The 15,479-nt window shown below is 50.9% G+C and carries 14 protein-coding genes; 10 read left to right on the forward strand and 4 right to left on the reverse strand.

Going from position 1 to position 15,479, the window contains the following annotated elements; all coding sequences use genetic code 11:
* The first annotated feature begins 18 nt into the window (after positions 1 to 18).
* From IEY46_RS00285 to IEY46_RS00295, 3 genes are all read left to right on the forward strand, one after another.
* Positions 19 to 1,311, forward strand: coding sequence for an ABC transporter permease (locus IEY46_RS00285; RefSeq protein ID WP_188988026.1), 1,293 nt, complete (start codon positions 19 to 21; stop codon positions 1,309 to 1,311).
* Positions 1,312 to 1,420: 109 nt separating this feature from the next.
* Positions 1,421 to 1,831, forward strand: coding sequence for a hypothetical protein (locus tag IEY46_RS00290; protein WP_229749964.1), 411 nt, complete (start codon positions 1,421 to 1,423; stop codon positions 1,829 to 1,831).
* Between the two features lie 234 nt (positions 1,832 to 2,065).
* On the forward strand, positions 2,066 to 2,251 hold the full coding sequence (locus tag IEY46_RS00295; protein ID WP_188988028.1) for a hypothetical protein: 186 nt from the start codon (positions 2,066 to 2,068) through the stop codon (positions 2,249 to 2,251).
* A gap of 86 nt (positions 2,252 to 2,337) precedes the next feature.
* Here the strand turns inward: IEY46_RS00295 and IEY46_RS00300 are convergent, their stop codons facing one another.
* Complete coding sequence (locus IEY46_RS00300; RefSeq protein ID WP_188988030.1) at positions 2,338 to 2,709, reverse strand: Rieske (2Fe-2S) protein; 372 nt, start codon at positions 2,707 to 2,709, stop codon at positions 2,338 to 2,340.
* 57 nt (positions 2,710 to 2,766) lie between these two features.
* On the opposite strand from IEY46_RS00300, the gene IEY46_RS00305 reads away from it, so the two are divergent.
* Entirely contained in the window at positions 2,767 to 3,636 is an 870-nt protein-coding gene (locus tag IEY46_RS00305; RefSeq protein WP_188988032.1) for a helix-turn-helix domain-containing protein, read from the forward strand.
* Here IEY46_RS00305 and IEY46_RS00310 read toward each other — a convergent pair.
* On the reverse strand, positions 3,623 to 4,708 hold the full coding sequence (locus tag IEY46_RS00310; protein ID WP_188988034.1) for an amidohydrolase family protein: 1,086 nt from the start codon (positions 4,706 to 4,708) through the stop codon (positions 3,623 to 3,625). The genes IEY46_RS00305 and IEY46_RS00310 overlap by 14 nt on opposite strands.
* Before the next feature lie 196 nt (positions 4,709 to 4,904).
* Here IEY46_RS00310 and IEY46_RS00315 point away from each other — a divergent pair, with 196 nt between their 5' ends.
* From IEY46_RS00315 to IEY46_RS00340, 6 genes are all read left to right on the forward strand, one after another.
* Positions 4,905 to 7,202: a helix-turn-helix domain-containing protein gene (locus IEY46_RS00315; RefSeq protein ID WP_188988036.1), complete on the forward strand. Its 2,298-nt coding sequence runs from the start codon at positions 4,905 to 4,907 to the stop codon at positions 7,200 to 7,202.
* Positions 7,203 to 7,419: 217 nt separating this feature from the next.
* Positions 7,420 to 8,340 (forward strand): ABC transporter permease, encoded by a 921-nt coding sequence (locus tag IEY46_RS00320; protein WP_229749965.1) that lies wholly within the window; start codon positions 7,420 to 7,422, stop codon positions 8,338 to 8,340.
* Between the two features lie 23 nt (positions 8,341 to 8,363).
* Positions 8,364 to 9,245, forward strand: coding sequence for a carbohydrate ABC transporter permease (locus IEY46_RS00325; RefSeq protein ID WP_188991535.1), 882 nt, complete (start codon positions 8,364 to 8,366; stop codon positions 9,243 to 9,245).
* 63 nt (positions 9,246 to 9,308) lie between these two features.
* Positions 9,309 to 10,850: an extracellular solute-binding protein gene (locus IEY46_RS00330; protein ID WP_188988039.1), complete on the forward strand. Its 1,542-nt coding sequence runs from the start codon at positions 9,309 to 9,311 to the stop codon at positions 10,848 to 10,850.
* A gap of 114 nt (positions 10,851 to 10,964) precedes the next feature.
* Positions 10,965 to 12,908, forward strand: coding sequence for an FAD-dependent oxidoreductase (locus IEY46_RS00335; RefSeq protein ID WP_188988041.1), 1,944 nt, complete (start codon positions 10,965 to 10,967; stop codon positions 12,906 to 12,908).
* Positions 12,905 to 13,918 carry an FAD-dependent oxidoreductase gene (locus tag IEY46_RS00340; RefSeq protein ID WP_188988043.1) on the forward strand — a complete coding sequence of 338 codons (1,014 nt, stop codon included), beginning with the start codon at positions 12,905 to 12,907 and terminating at the stop codon, positions 13,916 to 13,918. The genes IEY46_RS00335 and IEY46_RS00340 overlap by 4 nt, the downstream gene beginning before the upstream one ends.
* Positions 13,919 to 14,015: 97 nt before the next feature.
* On the opposite strand, the gene IEY46_RS00345 is transcribed toward IEY46_RS00340, so the two are convergent.
* Positions 14,016 to 14,366, reverse strand: a complete 351-nt coding sequence (locus IEY46_RS00345) for a Rieske (2Fe-2S) protein (RefSeq protein ID WP_188988045.1) — start codon at positions 14,364 to 14,366, stop codon at positions 14,016 to 14,018.
* A gap of 30 nt (positions 14,367 to 14,396) precedes the next feature.
* Positions 14,397 to 15,455, reverse strand: a complete 1,059-nt coding sequence (locus IEY46_RS00350; RefSeq protein WP_188988048.1) for an amidohydrolase family protein — start codon at positions 15,453 to 15,455, stop codon at positions 14,397 to 14,399.
* Positions 15,456 to 15,479: the final 24 nt, after the last annotated feature.

Consider the following 15,479-nt stretch of genomic DNA (forward strand, 5'->3'; position numbering starts at 1 on the left):
GCTTGAGGAGGATTATATTTGGATTCTATACCAGCATCAGTGGCTAATGTCAAAAAGGACAGATCTGGACGCTGGACAGCAGGCAAGCTGTTCCGCCGCAGGGTCGTACGGTTCATCGATGAGCAGTGGCGCGTTCTGAGAACGGCATTAGACTGGACCGTCTGGCTCTATATTGTAATCCCCGGCTTATGGATTGGCGGCGGGCTGTATTTGGAGCTGTGGCGAGATCCGTCGATATGGCTAGCGAATATGCCGCTTTGGGTAGGAGAAAGGCTGGCTGTGATTGTTGTATTGTCCGGAAATTTACGGACCTTCTCTGAAGAGGCTGATGTTCTTTTTCTGCTTCAGCGCAAAGAGTGGGGCCGCGGCCTGATTTTGCGGGGAATGGGCTACACCGCGGTAATACTGACCTTGTTTACCGTCCTCATCTATGCTTTTCTGCTTCCTTTTCTAATGACCATGCATGGTTTAACGATAGGATCTATCGTGGGTTTATGTCTGATAACTATTATATGGGCCGTCATAGGAGCGATTTGGCGCAATCTTATTGTAGGGCGTTACCGCGGCTGGCGAAAATGGGCATGGAAGCTGGTGGCTGCGATCGTTTTGGGAGCGACCTACATCCTGCCTGTCGTGCTGTTGGGCGAAAAATGGCAGCAGCTTCTCGCTCCCGCAGGAGCGGGGTTATTGGTCCTCGTTGTCCTTATCCGGCTGAAGCTGCGTGCACGCGATACGTTCGATTCGGATGTCCAGCAGGAGAATAAAGCCCGTTTGGCGATTACCGATCTGCTGCTGCGGAGAGTTATTGAACGCAAACCACGAATCCAATTGAACCGGCCGATGATTTTCCGCAATTCGAACCGGATATTTAAAACCTTTGACCCCGAGACTATATTGGTGGAGACCTTTGTGAAATCATTTCTCCGGCGGTTCTCCCTGCTGCGGTTCTGGTTTAGTTTTTCGGCGCTTTCGGTGTTGGCTGTCATGTTGTCCCCATGGGTACTGAAGCTATTGATTATTGCCGTATTCCCGATTCTGCTTTCCTATTGGATACAATCACAATGGCGCAATATGCTTGCAGAGGGTTTTATTTCACAGTTTCAATGGTCGGACCCTGTACTTTCGCAGTCCGCGGAGCGCATCCGATTCTGGATTGTTGCACCTGCAGCCGGTCTCATGGGGCTGACTGCGGGAATTGCAATGTATGGGCTGGCGGGGCTGCTGCTGATCGTCCCCGCTGTGGCGGTATGGATGGGGATTAACAAATTTCTCTCCACGTTCATGATGTTGAAAATCAAAGAAGAGAAATAACGGACACCGGTGCCGTTCAAGAATAGAAGCCTGTGCATGATGCTTCCCTTATAAGGACACACTAGAGAACAGTTGATTTACTATTCTCGTGTGAAGGGAAAGGGATACGATGCGAAATTATATGGATTTGCTGTTTGAATTTGCCGATGATAATGACGCCGCGATGGCATCCGATACACTGGATGAGCTGGGTTATGCGCCGGTTATTCTGGATGGAAGGCCGAATGTTCATATTCAGCTGGACGGAGGGGATTTGACCTCTGCAATCGAGATCGCTCAGGCGCATGGCGGAAAGCTGGCTGTGCATGAGATTCCGATACCTGCCCATATGGTCAATGAGGATTGGGTCGCTCAGGAAGAGCTGGAACGGCGGGCACAGGAAGAAGTGCTTCCTCTGGCAAACACAAATACGCCGGAACCGGAAGGGCTGCATAACCGAAATGATGATGACCGGAAAAATAACCTGGAAGATCCGGACAGCGGTACCTATGATCATTTCTCCGGTGATGTGCACACGTAAACATAAAAGCAAGGAATAGTGCGCCTGATTTGCCGCAACTTTCAGATGGAAAACGTCAAATGAAGCAAGGACGTTATGAAGATCGGAGCGGATCTGAAGGTGGCTGTTATGAACGGAATTAGTGAGGGGAAAAAGAAGCTTTCCAAAACGCGACAAGCTGCGGTCTCCCCTTTGTACAATGAAGCTGACACCCCGTCAAGGTGCTGTCGGCTTTGCTTGCGTTAGGGGCAGGGTGTGACACCGGGAGCGAGAATGCGGCATGTGGCCGATGCCGCCGTACTGAGTGACAACGACATTCTGGCGAAGCTTGAGAATGGCGGGGAAGAAATGAAAACCTGGCTGCGTAAATATAATCTCCGGACAGGAGCCACCGAGGACTTGTGGACTGCAGGCTGCGCGGCAGATCGCTTGCATCATTGATGGGGAAGCCCGATAGGGTTAGCCAGGCGGTAAACATATGGGCAACGAGAACGGAGGCAATAAGCCTATGCTCCCTGTATAAACGATCACGCTATCACGTAAACCTTGCCGTCTTCTTCTGTCACGTCGAATGTTTCTACCGTAACCTTGTATGTCTTTGTACGAACTTTGCCGTCTACGACCATGCAACCGGTTTTGATGTCGAATTCCCACTGATGCCAAGGGCAGCGCAGTATTTCGCCTTCCCGATCATACCCGAATTCCCCTGCAGCGGGGGCGTTGACCCATGGTCGGACAAGTCCCTGGCACAAGGGAGCTCCCTGATGCGGGCAGTAGTTCAGAACGGCATACAGCTCGCCTTTCAGTCGAAAAACACCTACGCTTTTTCCTTTTACTTCTATCAACCTGCGTTCGTTCTCGGGAAAATCCGATTGTAATCCAATATAATGAGGTTTCATAGCTCTCCACCTGATCTCTTGATTTAATATTGTTGTCGAACATGCTATACTTCTTTCATGGAAACGGTCAAACAACAACTTTACCAACCGGATTCGTTTGCCAGAAGTGGCGGACTCTGGCCGCTGAAAGCCGGTCAAACTTGGGGAGAGGCCCATTATCAGGTTGGGCCTCGAGTAATCGATTATTACAATCTGCATTTCGTCATGGACGGCCAAGTGGAGCTGCACTATTCCAATCAGCACATCGTGCTTGAAAAAGGCGATGTTTTTGCGATGTTTCCAGGCATAGTCTACCGCTATCTGAGGTCGAAGAACGCAACTAACCTGCAGATGGCCTGGGTCTCCTTCGACGGTCCGCAAGCCGGGGAGCTGATGCAGCAATGCGGCTTTACGGCCGGGACGTCGTATGGACGACAGGTCATGAATGCGGAGCTGGAGTATGTGCTGCGGCAGATTCAGACGCACCCGTCATACGATGCCAGAAGACAGGTAGAATTGATCTCTTTGCTCTATCGACTATTTAGTCTGATGATTCGTACGAATCCGTCCATCAAGCCTGTTGGTCAGGATGTATGGCTGTCCAGTAGTATCGCTTACATGCACACGCATTATATGGAGAGAATTTCCGTCCAGGACGTTGCCAACTATGCCTCTGTTCACCGAGGGTATTTCTCCAAGGTTTTTGCTGAGCGAACTGGCCTTTCTCCCGTGAAATATTTGCAGAAGCTGCGAATGGAGAAGGCGACCGAATTGCTGCGAGCCGGCGTACTGACCATCGAAGAAGTCGCTTTGACGCTGGGATATCTGGATTCGTACTCCTTCACGCATGCCTTTAGCAAATATTACGGCATGCCTCCTGGCCAATGGCGGACGGCAGTATCCTCCAATGCATCGGGTCAATCCCCGGATCCGACTAAGACTGAGTAATACGAGGTGGCAGCTTATACAGTTCCGCTGCGTTGTCATAGAAGATTCGCTGACGATAATCCGGATCCAGCTTAGGAAACGCCAGACGCGGCGAATCGAAGTCCCAGTGCGGATAATCGCTGGCGAACAGCAGTCTCTCATCAGCCCAGATCGCGTCGAGCATGGGCTTGAACATCGAAGGATCAGGCGTCAGCTCGATGGGCTGCGAAGATAAGTACATGTTGGAACGGAAATATTCGCTCGGTGGTTTCGTAACCCAGGGCGTCTGATAACGAAGTCCCTTCCAATCCTGATCCAGCTTCCATAGATAAGGTGCGATCCACATGACGCCGGCTTCCTGCATCACGACCTTCAATGTCGGGAATTTCTCGAACACGCCATTGAAGATCAGGCTCGCCATATGGGCCATCATGGTCTGCGTGCGGCTGGCTCGTGATTCGATATAGTAGGTTACATAGCCGGCGCCGGTAGGCGGAGGGTTGACGCCCTGGCCTTCGTTGCCGATATGAATCGTGAAGACGAGATCGTGTTCGACGCAAGCCTCGAAGATAGGGTCGTAGAATGTATTGCCGTAAGGTTTCTCTGCGCCGCCCGGCACGAGCACCTGCACGAACCGTTTGTCACCTCCCACTCTCCTGATTTCTTGCGCAGACAATTGTGCATGCTGCTTCGGAATATTGATTGAACCTCTCAGACGGTCGTCCCGGTCCAGCCAATGATCCCTCGTATAGTCGTTGTAGGCGGAGCATAGAGCGGCCGCATATTGCACATCGGCGATTGTGCCCGCTGAATAGAATTCGCCCGTCAGAATTCCGTAGTCCACGTTAAAGGGCTCCATGTGATGCCTCATCAAGTACTCGAGAGAAGAGCCTGCAGCCCCTCCCTCGGGCGGCTCGGCATCAACGCGCCTCCCCCCTTTGCCTCCATTCATGAACGGATAACTCGGTAACAATAGCCCCCATTCATTGATCTGATCGCGATACACCTGCGACAGGTAAGGAAAGATAGCCTGCACATTTGGCGTATTGTGATGAATATCGACATCGATAATGGCACGTCTGTCAGCCGACATGATGTTTCGCCTCCTTCGTTTGATTGCTTACATTATACGAAGATGCGGCATGGACGAACAATGTGAGGCTGTCAGATTCTTTGTCAATTTGTCAGAATCCGACCACATACCTAACCCGGTGCGCTTTGTTTTATCCGCCTGGCAGGAGATCCCGTCCCTTTGTCGAAATCTTATTTCCTTTGAGGGGGGGATCGACTTGCCGTTACTATTTTCTCGTTATTTCCGAATGATTGTATTGTATAGTCTCATACTGGGGACGCTGCCTGTCATCCTGCTCGGTTTTTTCTCCTATTATAAGGCCTCTTCGGTCGTATTGGACAAAGTCCATGCGGCCAATAAACATGCCCTGGAGCAGGCACATCTTCGTATTGAGCAGGAGTTAATGGCGCTGGACAATCTTGCGATGCAGTATTTGAGTACGGTGCTCGTCAAAGGGGCGATGACGCAAAGCCTGGGCATTCGCGACTTCGAGAGAGTGCGGAACATGATGAGCAGCCAATTCGGAATGAAGACCTATGGTCTCAATGTGACGAATGTCGAACTGGTTAATTTCACTAACAACTGGGTTATTGACGGCGACGGCCTGCACGAGATCGGACAAGGAGACAGCCACAACAAATACGAGTCTTATTTGAAAGTCGAAGGGAATTCTTTCTGGGTTTACGAAGAGTCCGAACAGAATAATTATGTCAGCCTGGTTAAGAAATTTCCGCTTGTCTCGACCGCTCCTACTGGATTGCTCATTATTCAAACCCCGAATTATTACATCAATAACTTTGATCTGCTTCCCGCCGATATGCTGGGGAGGATGATGATCGTAGATGAACGGGGTGTCGTATTGGCGGACCGGGAGTCGGAGCGAATCGGTACCAGCTTGGCGGAGTTGCCGTATATAGTTGAATTAAAGCATCAACAAAACATGGATGGTTATTTCCCGGGAAAGGACAGGGATGACAACAAAATCGATGTGTTGTACAGGAAGTCCGATTATAACGGATGGACCTATCTGTACCTGGTTTCGCCGGAAGAGGTTGTCAAGGACGCTCGCAGCATCGGTTGGCTTACGCTTGCCATCTGTCTCGGCTTATTCGCGATCATGTCAGTGATTGCCATACTGGGATCCAATCGGATTTATTCCCCCGTCCGCAAGCTGTACAGGTCCGCATTGGGAGAGGGCCCGCGCCCGAAATCCAACGCGATCGAGTTTCAACGCATTGCCGACAGAATCGATAGCTTGATCATGTCCAATTCGGAGATGGACGGCAAGATTAAACATCAGGTCGGCCAGTTAAAGCATCTTTTTATTTTCAAGCTGCTGCAAGGGGCCGTCAGCGAGACGGAGGCGGTCGAGCGGGCCCAGCAGTATCAACTGGTTCCCGATCATGAGCAACTGTTCTGTCTCATTGTCGTTCAGCTGGATTCACTCGATGAGACGCGATATCGCGGTCAAGACCTCGATCTGCTCATCTATGCCGTAAACAATATCATCGAAGAAATGATCTCTCCAGACAATCGGATGTTCGCTGTCCCTTACGGAGCCATTCAGGCGACAGCGATATGTTCCGTTGAAGAGAATGCCCCGGTTTTCCTTCGCCATGTATATGATGAAGCGAGAAATATTCAGGATACGGTTAAGCAAGTGCTGCAGCTCCCGGTAAGCATTGGGATCAGCAGGCCGTACCAAAGGATGGTCCTTACATCGCAAGCTTATGAAGAAGCAACGGAGGCATTGAAATTTCGGATTCGGCTCGGACGGGAATTAATCGTAAGCATCGAAGACGTCGCACCTGGGGCTGCTTCTCATCCGCTGTACCCCGTTGCATCGGCAAGCGAGCTTGGTGATGCAATCCGGACTTCCGACCCGGTGGAAGCCAGCCGCTTACTGGACCGATTTATAGAGGAAGTACGGCAGCAAGATCTTAATCCCCGCGAATATCAAATGTTGTTTGTACGATTGCTGATGGATATCGTACGGCTTGCCGAAGGAGTGGGAGAGCCGCTGGAGATGATGCGCGATGACGGCAGCGATGGTAACGTTTCGTTTGCTCGGTTGTATGAACTGTATTCCATGGAGGAGTTAAAGCAGTGGCTGCTGGTGTCTGTAATTATGCCATTGATTCAACGCATAGAGGGACAGAGAAATGCGCACTACAGGCAAATCTCCAGTGACATGGTTGACATGATTCACAAGCATTACGATACGGACCTGACGCTGGATGTATGCGCAGATGCGCTGAATTATCATCCAAACTACATCAAAAGGGTATTCAGCAAAGGAACAGGCACGAGCTTTAGTGATTATCTGCTAACGTACCGAATGAAGAAAGCCAAGCTCTGGCTCGCGGAGAGTGAGATGACGATTGCGGAAATTGCCGACAAGCTCCGTTACCGGAATTCGCAAAATTTCATCCGTCAATTCCGCAAAATGGAAGGCATAACGCCGGGACAGTTCCGCAAAGCCGCTGAATCGGTCAATCCCTCCAAGACGAACTGACATATGTTATCTTCATAGATTCAACTCTGATAAATTGCTGCTCCGGCCCTGTTATTTGGGACAAGAGCAGCTTTTATGATTATTGTGCCCTAATGATTATTTTGCGTTCCGTCAGTGGCTGGTTCCTCGATGATTATAGACGGTTATGGGTTCATGTTCTAGATTGGAACTTGTAAGCGCATTCCAGAAGCTGCGAAAGAAAGGAGAACCTAGCAAGATGGAACACAAACTTAAAGGCAACACGAGCAAGCTGTTAATACGGGATCGATATTTGTACTTCATGCTCTTGCCGGGAGTGATTTATTTCCTATTATTTAAGTACTTGCCCATGTGGGGAGTGTTGATCGCCTTCAAAAACTATCAACCCTTCCTTGGCTTTAACGGGAGTGAGTGGGTCGGACTTAAGCACTTTATTCGGTTTTTTAATGAGCCTACCTTTACGATGCTGTTCAAAAACACCATTATTCTTGCCGTGTACAATCTCATCTTTTTTTTCCCGATGCCGATCCTTATAGCGTTAATGCTGAATGAGATTGGGCGTCAATGGTACAAGCGATTCGTGCAGACAATCATTTACTTCCCGCACTTCTTCTCCTGGGTTGCCATTGTCGGTGTCGCCTACGTACTGTTTACGACCGAAGGAGGGGCGGTCAATGAACTGCTGGAATCGATGGGAATGGAGAAAATCAATATACTCGCCAGCGAACAATGGTTTCGGACGGTCGTAACTTCTGAGGTTATTTGGAAGGAAACCGGATGGGGCACGATTATCTTCCTGGCTGCGCTCTCAGGAGTCGATCCTCAATTGTATGAGGCAGCGCGAATGGACGGTGCTAACCGGTTTAGACAGCTATGGCATATTACGTTTCCTGCGCTTCGCTCGGTCATCATCATTCTGTTTATTTTACGACTCGGCAATTTTCTGGACACCGGGTTCGAACAGATTTATTTGATGTTGAACGCCACGAATCGCGAGGTTGGCGAAGTGTTTGACACTTATGTGTACAGCGTCGGCATCCTTAGCGGACAGTTCAGCTATAGTACGGCTATCGGATTGTTCAAATCGGCCATTGGCTTGATATTAGTGGTCACGGCGAATCATCTGGCGAGAAGATTTGGAGAAGAGGGCGTGTATTAGTTCATTCAGCGAGGAGTTGATTCATCATGGTTGATCGTTCATGGTCCAGTAGACTTCTGGACACGATGATCTATAGCGGACTATTTCTGTTCGCTGCGCTTACACTTATTCCATTCCTGTATATTGTTAGCGCATCCTTTACATCATCGGAAGAATTGCTGCAGAAAGGCTTCGTCTTATTTCCTACTAAGTTTTCTCTGGAAGCGTATGCCTATATCTTTTCGACTCAAACGTTGATGCGCAGTTTGTGGGTGACGGTCTTTATTACTGTAGCGGGAACGGCAATCAATCTTGTTTTTACTATATTTATGGCTTACCCCTTGGCGCGCCCAAGTCTGAAATGGCGTCGTCAAATTATGTTAATGGTTATATTCACAATGTTGTTCAGCGGAGGCATGATACCGACCTATCTGATTGTGAAGTCATTCGGTATGCTAGGCACTTACTGGTCGCTGCTCATCCCTGGAGCGATTAGTGCCTTTAATCTGATTATTCTGAAAAATTTCTTCCAGCAACTTCCGGATGGATTGGAGGAATCAGCCAAGATCGACGGGTGCAACGATTTTGTTACTTTGATTCGAATCGTATTACCGCTGTCCTTGCCTGCGGTTGCCACCTTCGCTCTATTCTACGCTGTGGGGCATTGGAACTCGTTCTTTCAAGCAATCCTTTATATTAACGATGCAGAAAAATGGCCCATTCAAGTATTGCTTCGCCAAATCGTTATTTTGGCATCGGGAGGCCAGGTCGGCGATTCCTCTTCGATGAGCGAAAGTTTTGTGCCGCCGGGAGAAACCGTTAAGATGGCGACGATCGTCGTGGCCACTGTGCCCATTCTGCTGGTATATCCTTTCCTGCAGAAACATTTCGCAAAAGGTGCATTGCTTGGTTCTGTGAAAGGTTAGCATGCTATGACAGCATTCGATCCATAGGATGTTCTCATATAATCAAAACAAGGAGGATGGCAGATGACAAGACAATGGGGAAAGCAATCGAAAATGAAGGTCGGGGGACTTATTCTTACAGCATTGGTACTCTTAAGTTCAGCCTGTTCCAACGGAGGATCAAACACGGGATCCAGTTCAACGTCAGGGGATAAGGGAGGGGAAGCAACCTCGGCTCCGACGCCTTTGAAACTGAAGTTAATGACGCCATACTTTAATGCAGAACCGCCGAAACAAGATTCGGATGCGATGAAGATCATTAAGGAATTTACGAATGCGGATCTGGAAGTGATGTGGGTTCCCGGTTCGGCTTATACCGACAAGCTGAACGCATCGATAGCGGGGCAGGATTTGCCGGAAGTCGTGATGGCTCGTACAGGATCGAACAGTAACTCGGCTTTCGTCAACGCCGTACGCAGCGGGATGTTCTGGGAAATCGGTCCTTATTTGAAGGATTACCCGAATTTAAATGCGATGTTGTCCGATCTGGAAGCGAACACCTTGATTGATGGCAAAATGTATGGTATCCGAAAGTATTTCCCGCAAGCCCGCGATGGTATTATTTATCGTAAAGACTGGCTGGATAAACTTGGGCTCGAGGAACCGAAAACCGTAGAGGAGGTCATCAAAGTAGCACGCGCGTTCACAACGCAGGATCCCGACGGCAACGGCAGGAATGATACGTTCGGATTCGGAGTAACGAGCGGCGTGGCTGGCTTCAGCTTGTTTAATTCCTGGTATGGCGGTGCAAATCGCTGGGAGTTTAAAGAAGGCCAAATGGTGCCGGATCATTATTCCGACGCCTACCTTCAGACGATGAAGCTATATAAGGAGTTTTATGATGAGAATATTATTAACCAAGATTTCCCGGTATTTACAAACGGTTTTGATTTATTGAACAAAGGCAAAGCGGGCATGTATCTGGGGCCATTGGATGATCTTACGGTGCGATTCGGGGATCTTGCCAAGTCCAACCCGGATGCAGTGCTCGATGTCATCGGACGTGTCGAAGGGCCGGGCGGAGCGCGGGTCGCAACGATGGGTACATTGCCTACGCTATTCGTATTCCCCAAGACAAGCGTGAAGACGGAAGAGAGATTAAAGCAGGTGCTGGGCTTTATGGATAAGATGGCCGATCCGCAGATGCAGGATTTGTTCGTATGGGGAATCGAAGGCGTTCATTATCAATTAAAAGACGGCAAGCCCGAACGTACCGATGCTTCAAAGTTCACCGCGGATTTCAGCGACCTGGATATGATCCGTTATGACGAAGGCAACAAGGCTCGGGAAGGCAACATGCCGGACAATTTCTTGAAGGCCAAGCAGGCGCAAATCGACAACCTGGCCATCGCGGTGCCGAACCCGGCGCAATCGCTGATATCGGACACGAATATCGAGAAGGGCTCGGAGATTGGCAAAATCATCAGCGACGCTCGTACGAAGTTTATCATCGGGGAGCTGGACGAAGCGGGATGGAAATCGGCTATCGAGAGTTGGAAGAAAAACGGCGGCGAACAGATCATCAAGGAATTTACGGAAGAGTATTTGAAATATTACAAGGAATAAACGTCATATTCGAACATCGATAAGATATGTCGAATTTGGAACTGGCAAGATTCTCGCGTCGCAACGGCGCGGGAGTCTTGTTGCCGTAATATTAGTTGAAAGCGAGGAGAAACCATGAATCCATTGCTGCACAATCATTCGGACGATCGCGCCCGAATGGAACGGCTGCAAGCTGATGTGCTGGTTGTCGGCGGCGGAACGGCCGGCATAACGGCGGCGATCGCGGCTGCGGAAGAAGGCGTGTCCGTCGTGCTAGTGGAGAGGGACAGCGGATTGGGCGGCGTAGGTATTCGCGGGGGAATTCATACGTATTACCTCGGTTCGAAGGGCGGCATACAAGATGAGCTGGATCAGGAGGTTCTGCCCTACAATACCTGGATGGGCAGCGCGTCCAAGGGGTTTCTCCCGGAATCCAAAGGTCTGGCGATTACAAAGCGAATGGTTGGGTTAGGCGTACGCGTCATCTATGATGCGGTCGTTGCCGAAGTATTGAAGGACGGAAACGCGGTAATCGGCGCTATCGTCGAGAGCGACAAGGAATCGCTGCAAATTGCAGCGAAAGTGACCATTGACGCGACGGGCGACGGCGATATCGCGTATTTGGCCGGCGCCGCTTATACGCTCGGCCGGGAGTGGGATGGTGCGCTTCATCATTATTCGCTCGTCCCGCGCTTAGTAGACGGCAACAATCAATTGCGGAGCAAAAATTTCGATGTCGGTTGGGTGGACGCTACCGATGTCGCCGATGTTTCGCGCGCTTATCGAGCAGGTCGGCGATACGCATGGCGCGGCGACGAAGATCCGTTGAACACCCATTACACTGCAATTGGTCCTCAGCTGGGCATACGGGAAGGCAGGCTTATTGTGGGGGAGCATTCATTGAATCAGCATGATATGCTGCTCGACAGAAGATTCGATGATGTGGTGATGCGTTGTTATGCCCATCATGAGAATCACGCATTCGACTATGCCAATGAGAGCGAATGGTCGCAAATCTGGGTCGCCATGCTTGGGATGTGGAGGTTCGGCTTTGGGGGCGACGTGCCTTACGGGAGCTTCGTCCCTGTTGGAATAGACGGCTTGCTTATTGGCAGCCGGGCCTTGTCGCAGGATCACGATAACGCGATGATGATGCGTATGCAGCGCGATCTGCATAAAGTCGGAGAGGTCGCAGGTACTGCAGCGGCTTTGAGCGTCAAGTCCGGAGTGGCGCCAAGGGCGATTGAGGTCAAGCGGCTTCAGCAGCGTATGGTGGAGCGAGGCGTATTGAGTGAGGATGACCTGTCGCGCGCCAGCGCTCCCTGGCTCATTTTCAAGAGAGAAACCGGCGCAGACCGCCAGCGGGTGTTGCAGGAAGGACCGCAATCGTCGGATTTGGACGATCTGATTCAGCGATTGGGCACCGGAGAAGATCCGGTAGCTTTGTGGTGGCTTTGGACGTATGGCGAGATCTCCGTTCCATCGCTGGTGGAAGCGCTGAAGCATACGTCTGGCAAACAGCGGCGAGGTGTTGCGTTTGCCCTTGGGCTGCTCAAGCATTCCGCAAGCGCCCCGGTACTAGCGGAGACGTTCCGCAGCAGAGATCGCGACCGTCCGAATGATTTGACTCGTACGGAGGAAAGCTGGGTTTCCGCACTGATTTTGCTGAAAAACATGCGGGATGCATCCGTTGTCAAAGAAGTTGTGGAGCTGTTACATACGGAACGTAGAAGCGCGACGCTGCTATTCCTGCTTCATTACTTGATCGCCGTATACGATCAGCTTGAGACCGAGATGCATGCCGGCGTCATCCATGCCATCCATACGTTGTTATCCGACAGAGAACTGGGAGAGGACTTCTTCCTGCATGGCTCGGGACCCATGATTGACGTAAACGAGGATACACGTTCGATGAGATGGGGGCTCGAGCTAACCGCGGGTTATTTGCTTGAATTAATGGAAGGCTTAGGTAGACTTATTCTGGACAGGCATCGCAACGATCGACGAGCCTATGTGAGGAATGCGGCAGACCGACTATCGGCTCGACTTGCGGAAGCGAAAGGAGTAACACGATCATGAATGGAACCACATACGATGCGATCGTCATCGGCGGCGGGATAACCGGAGCGTCTGCCGCAAGAACAATAGCCTCAGAAGGCTTGCGAGTCGCGCTGATCGAACCGACCGGTACGCTCGGGCGAGAAATAACGCGTGCTTACAACAACTTCGCGAGGCTCACGGAATATGTGGAGCAGTCGCCTTCGATCTATGAATTCATGAATGAGCTTAAAAGTCGCAAGGGGTGGTTCGAGGGCCAACTCGATCCAACGGTTGCCGCGCTTGCGTTGGATGAATGGCTGGCATCGTATCCGGTTGATGTGTACTTCCATGTCTGGCCGTCACGCTTGTTAACGGATAGAAGGAGAGTGACCGGGCTGGAAGCAGCCAGTAAATCCGGTCGAGCCAGTATATCCGCTTCTCGTGTGATCGATGCATCCAGGCATGGCAAGATAGCCAGGACAAAATTTGCTTCCGTTAAGCCTAACCATGAATTGTCCTTGATCCATCTTATTTATAACGGGATAAGCGGACCATGTCCGCAGGAGTTGTCGATTGACTTGCCTGGAGAGGGCAAGATCCAGGTGTCATGCCGTCCTACCTTCTGGAAGAACGAATGGCGCGTTACGCTAGTCGTACATCGGATGATGGAGAGAGAGGATTGGCTGCTGCTTCTGGATGGTTTGCTGCCGGTCTTGCATGTGCGTATTCCGGAGCTGCGAAGCGGGGTGCTGGCTTATCTCGCTGATGATGGCTGGAGCGTTCCGGACGCATGGCTGTCTCCGGCTCGAGCTTCTTCGGATAGCGCTTCAGGTACAGGCATAATCGCCGGATCTATTATCTCTCCTGACGTTGATGGTATTGTAGACGTTCCAGCAAGCATGCTCCGCAATGCGGAGGCTGCCGATGGACTATATTTAGCCGGCCCATGGCTCGAAGGTTATCCGTTCGATCCGCGCCAAGAAGAGCTGGCGATTGTGAATGCATTTCTACTGGGCGATATGGTAGGACGCATGGCTGCCGGAAGGTAGGACGTATCCAGCAAACAAAGCCGGCGACCAAGCGATAACTCTGTGAGCCGCTTGGTCGCCGACCCATGTAGGCCAATATCTACAAGTTCAAGTACATTTACAGGATAATCCCGATTTTTCCGTCGTCTACCTGAACCTTGTAGCTGCGAGTCCGGACTTTGTCGCTAAAGATCGACATCCCCGTCTTGATCTCGAACTCCCAACCGTGCCACGGACAGCGGACAATCTCTCCCTTACGGCCGAACTGATAGTCGTATACGCCGGAGGGAAGTGTGGTTCCGCAGATTGGACCTTTGCAGAGCGCGGCGCCTTCATGCGGGCATCGGTTATGGAGCGCATAATATTCGTTCCCAATCCGATAAAGGCCGATCGATCGGCCTTCCAGTTCGATAATTTTGCTTTCTCCATCCGGGATCTCGTTTGTTTCCGCTACGTAGTGTACAGCCATGGCGTTTCCTCCGTTCTTCGTTCCGCGGTGTTACAACCGGTATAGTTTTTTTGCGTTTTCGTAAAAAATCTTTTGCCGCGCTTCGGGGTTGAGCCGTCTTAATATTTCGGTCGGGTCGTCATTGTCCCAGTGCGGGTAGTCGCTGGAGAACATCAGGATGTTCTCGGCATCGACCATATCGAAGATGGCAAGCAGATCCTTCGGATTGTTCGGTTCCTCGATCGGTTGCGTCGAGAACATACAGTTGCTGCGGATATATTCGCTTGGCATACGTTTCAGCCACGGCACAGAGGAACGCAGGCCTTTATAATTTTTGTCCAATCGCCACATGAGATGCGGCAGCCAGGCAATGCCGCCTTCCAGGCATACGAACTTCAGATTCGGGAACTTCTCGAATACGCCTTCGCATACAAGGCTTGTCAGATGCGCCATGTAGTTCTGTGACAGAATCGTATGGTATTCCATATAGCGTGTCGGATATCCGGACGCCGTCGGCGGTGAAGTAATTCCGGAGCCTTCGCCGCCGGGGTGGATCGCGATCGGGAGTCCGTGCCGTTCCGCCGCTTCATAAATGGGATGGAACTGACGCTGGCCAAGCAATGCGCGCTGCGCGCTCCCGATTATAATGCTTACGATTTCCGGATGTTCGGCCATACGGTCGATCTCCCGAACGGCCAGAACGGGATCCTGCGTTGCGATCACCATGCAGCCACGGAAGGAAGAATGCTTGGGTAACCATTCGGCAACGAGATAGTCATTGTATGCGGATGCGACTGCCGCTGCATGATCCGGGTCATGCATGACGGAAACGCCGTCGAGATGCCCGGTCAGAATGGCGAATTCGATGTTGTAGGGCTCGATCAGATCCTGGACCAGGAAATTCGGATCCGATGCGGCCGGTCCTCCTCCCGGCGGTCTGCAATCTTTGCGGAGCACTCCGACAGGGGACGGATAACCGCGGTCCGGTATTCCGATGCCATTGCTGGCAATTAACGTTTTCCATGGTTCTGCTAAATAAGGCAGCAAGTCTCTGAAGCTTTTCAATTGATTGTGTACATCGACGTCAATAACCTTCGAGTTTGTAAGCATATCCGCTTCCTCTCCTTTTGATCA

It is taken from the genome of Paenibacillus nasutitermitis, from assembly GCF_014641075.1.
GTDB classification, from domain to species: domain Bacteria; phylum Bacillota; class Bacilli; order Paenibacillales; family Paenibacillaceae; genus Paenibacillus_Z; species Paenibacillus_Z nasutitermitis.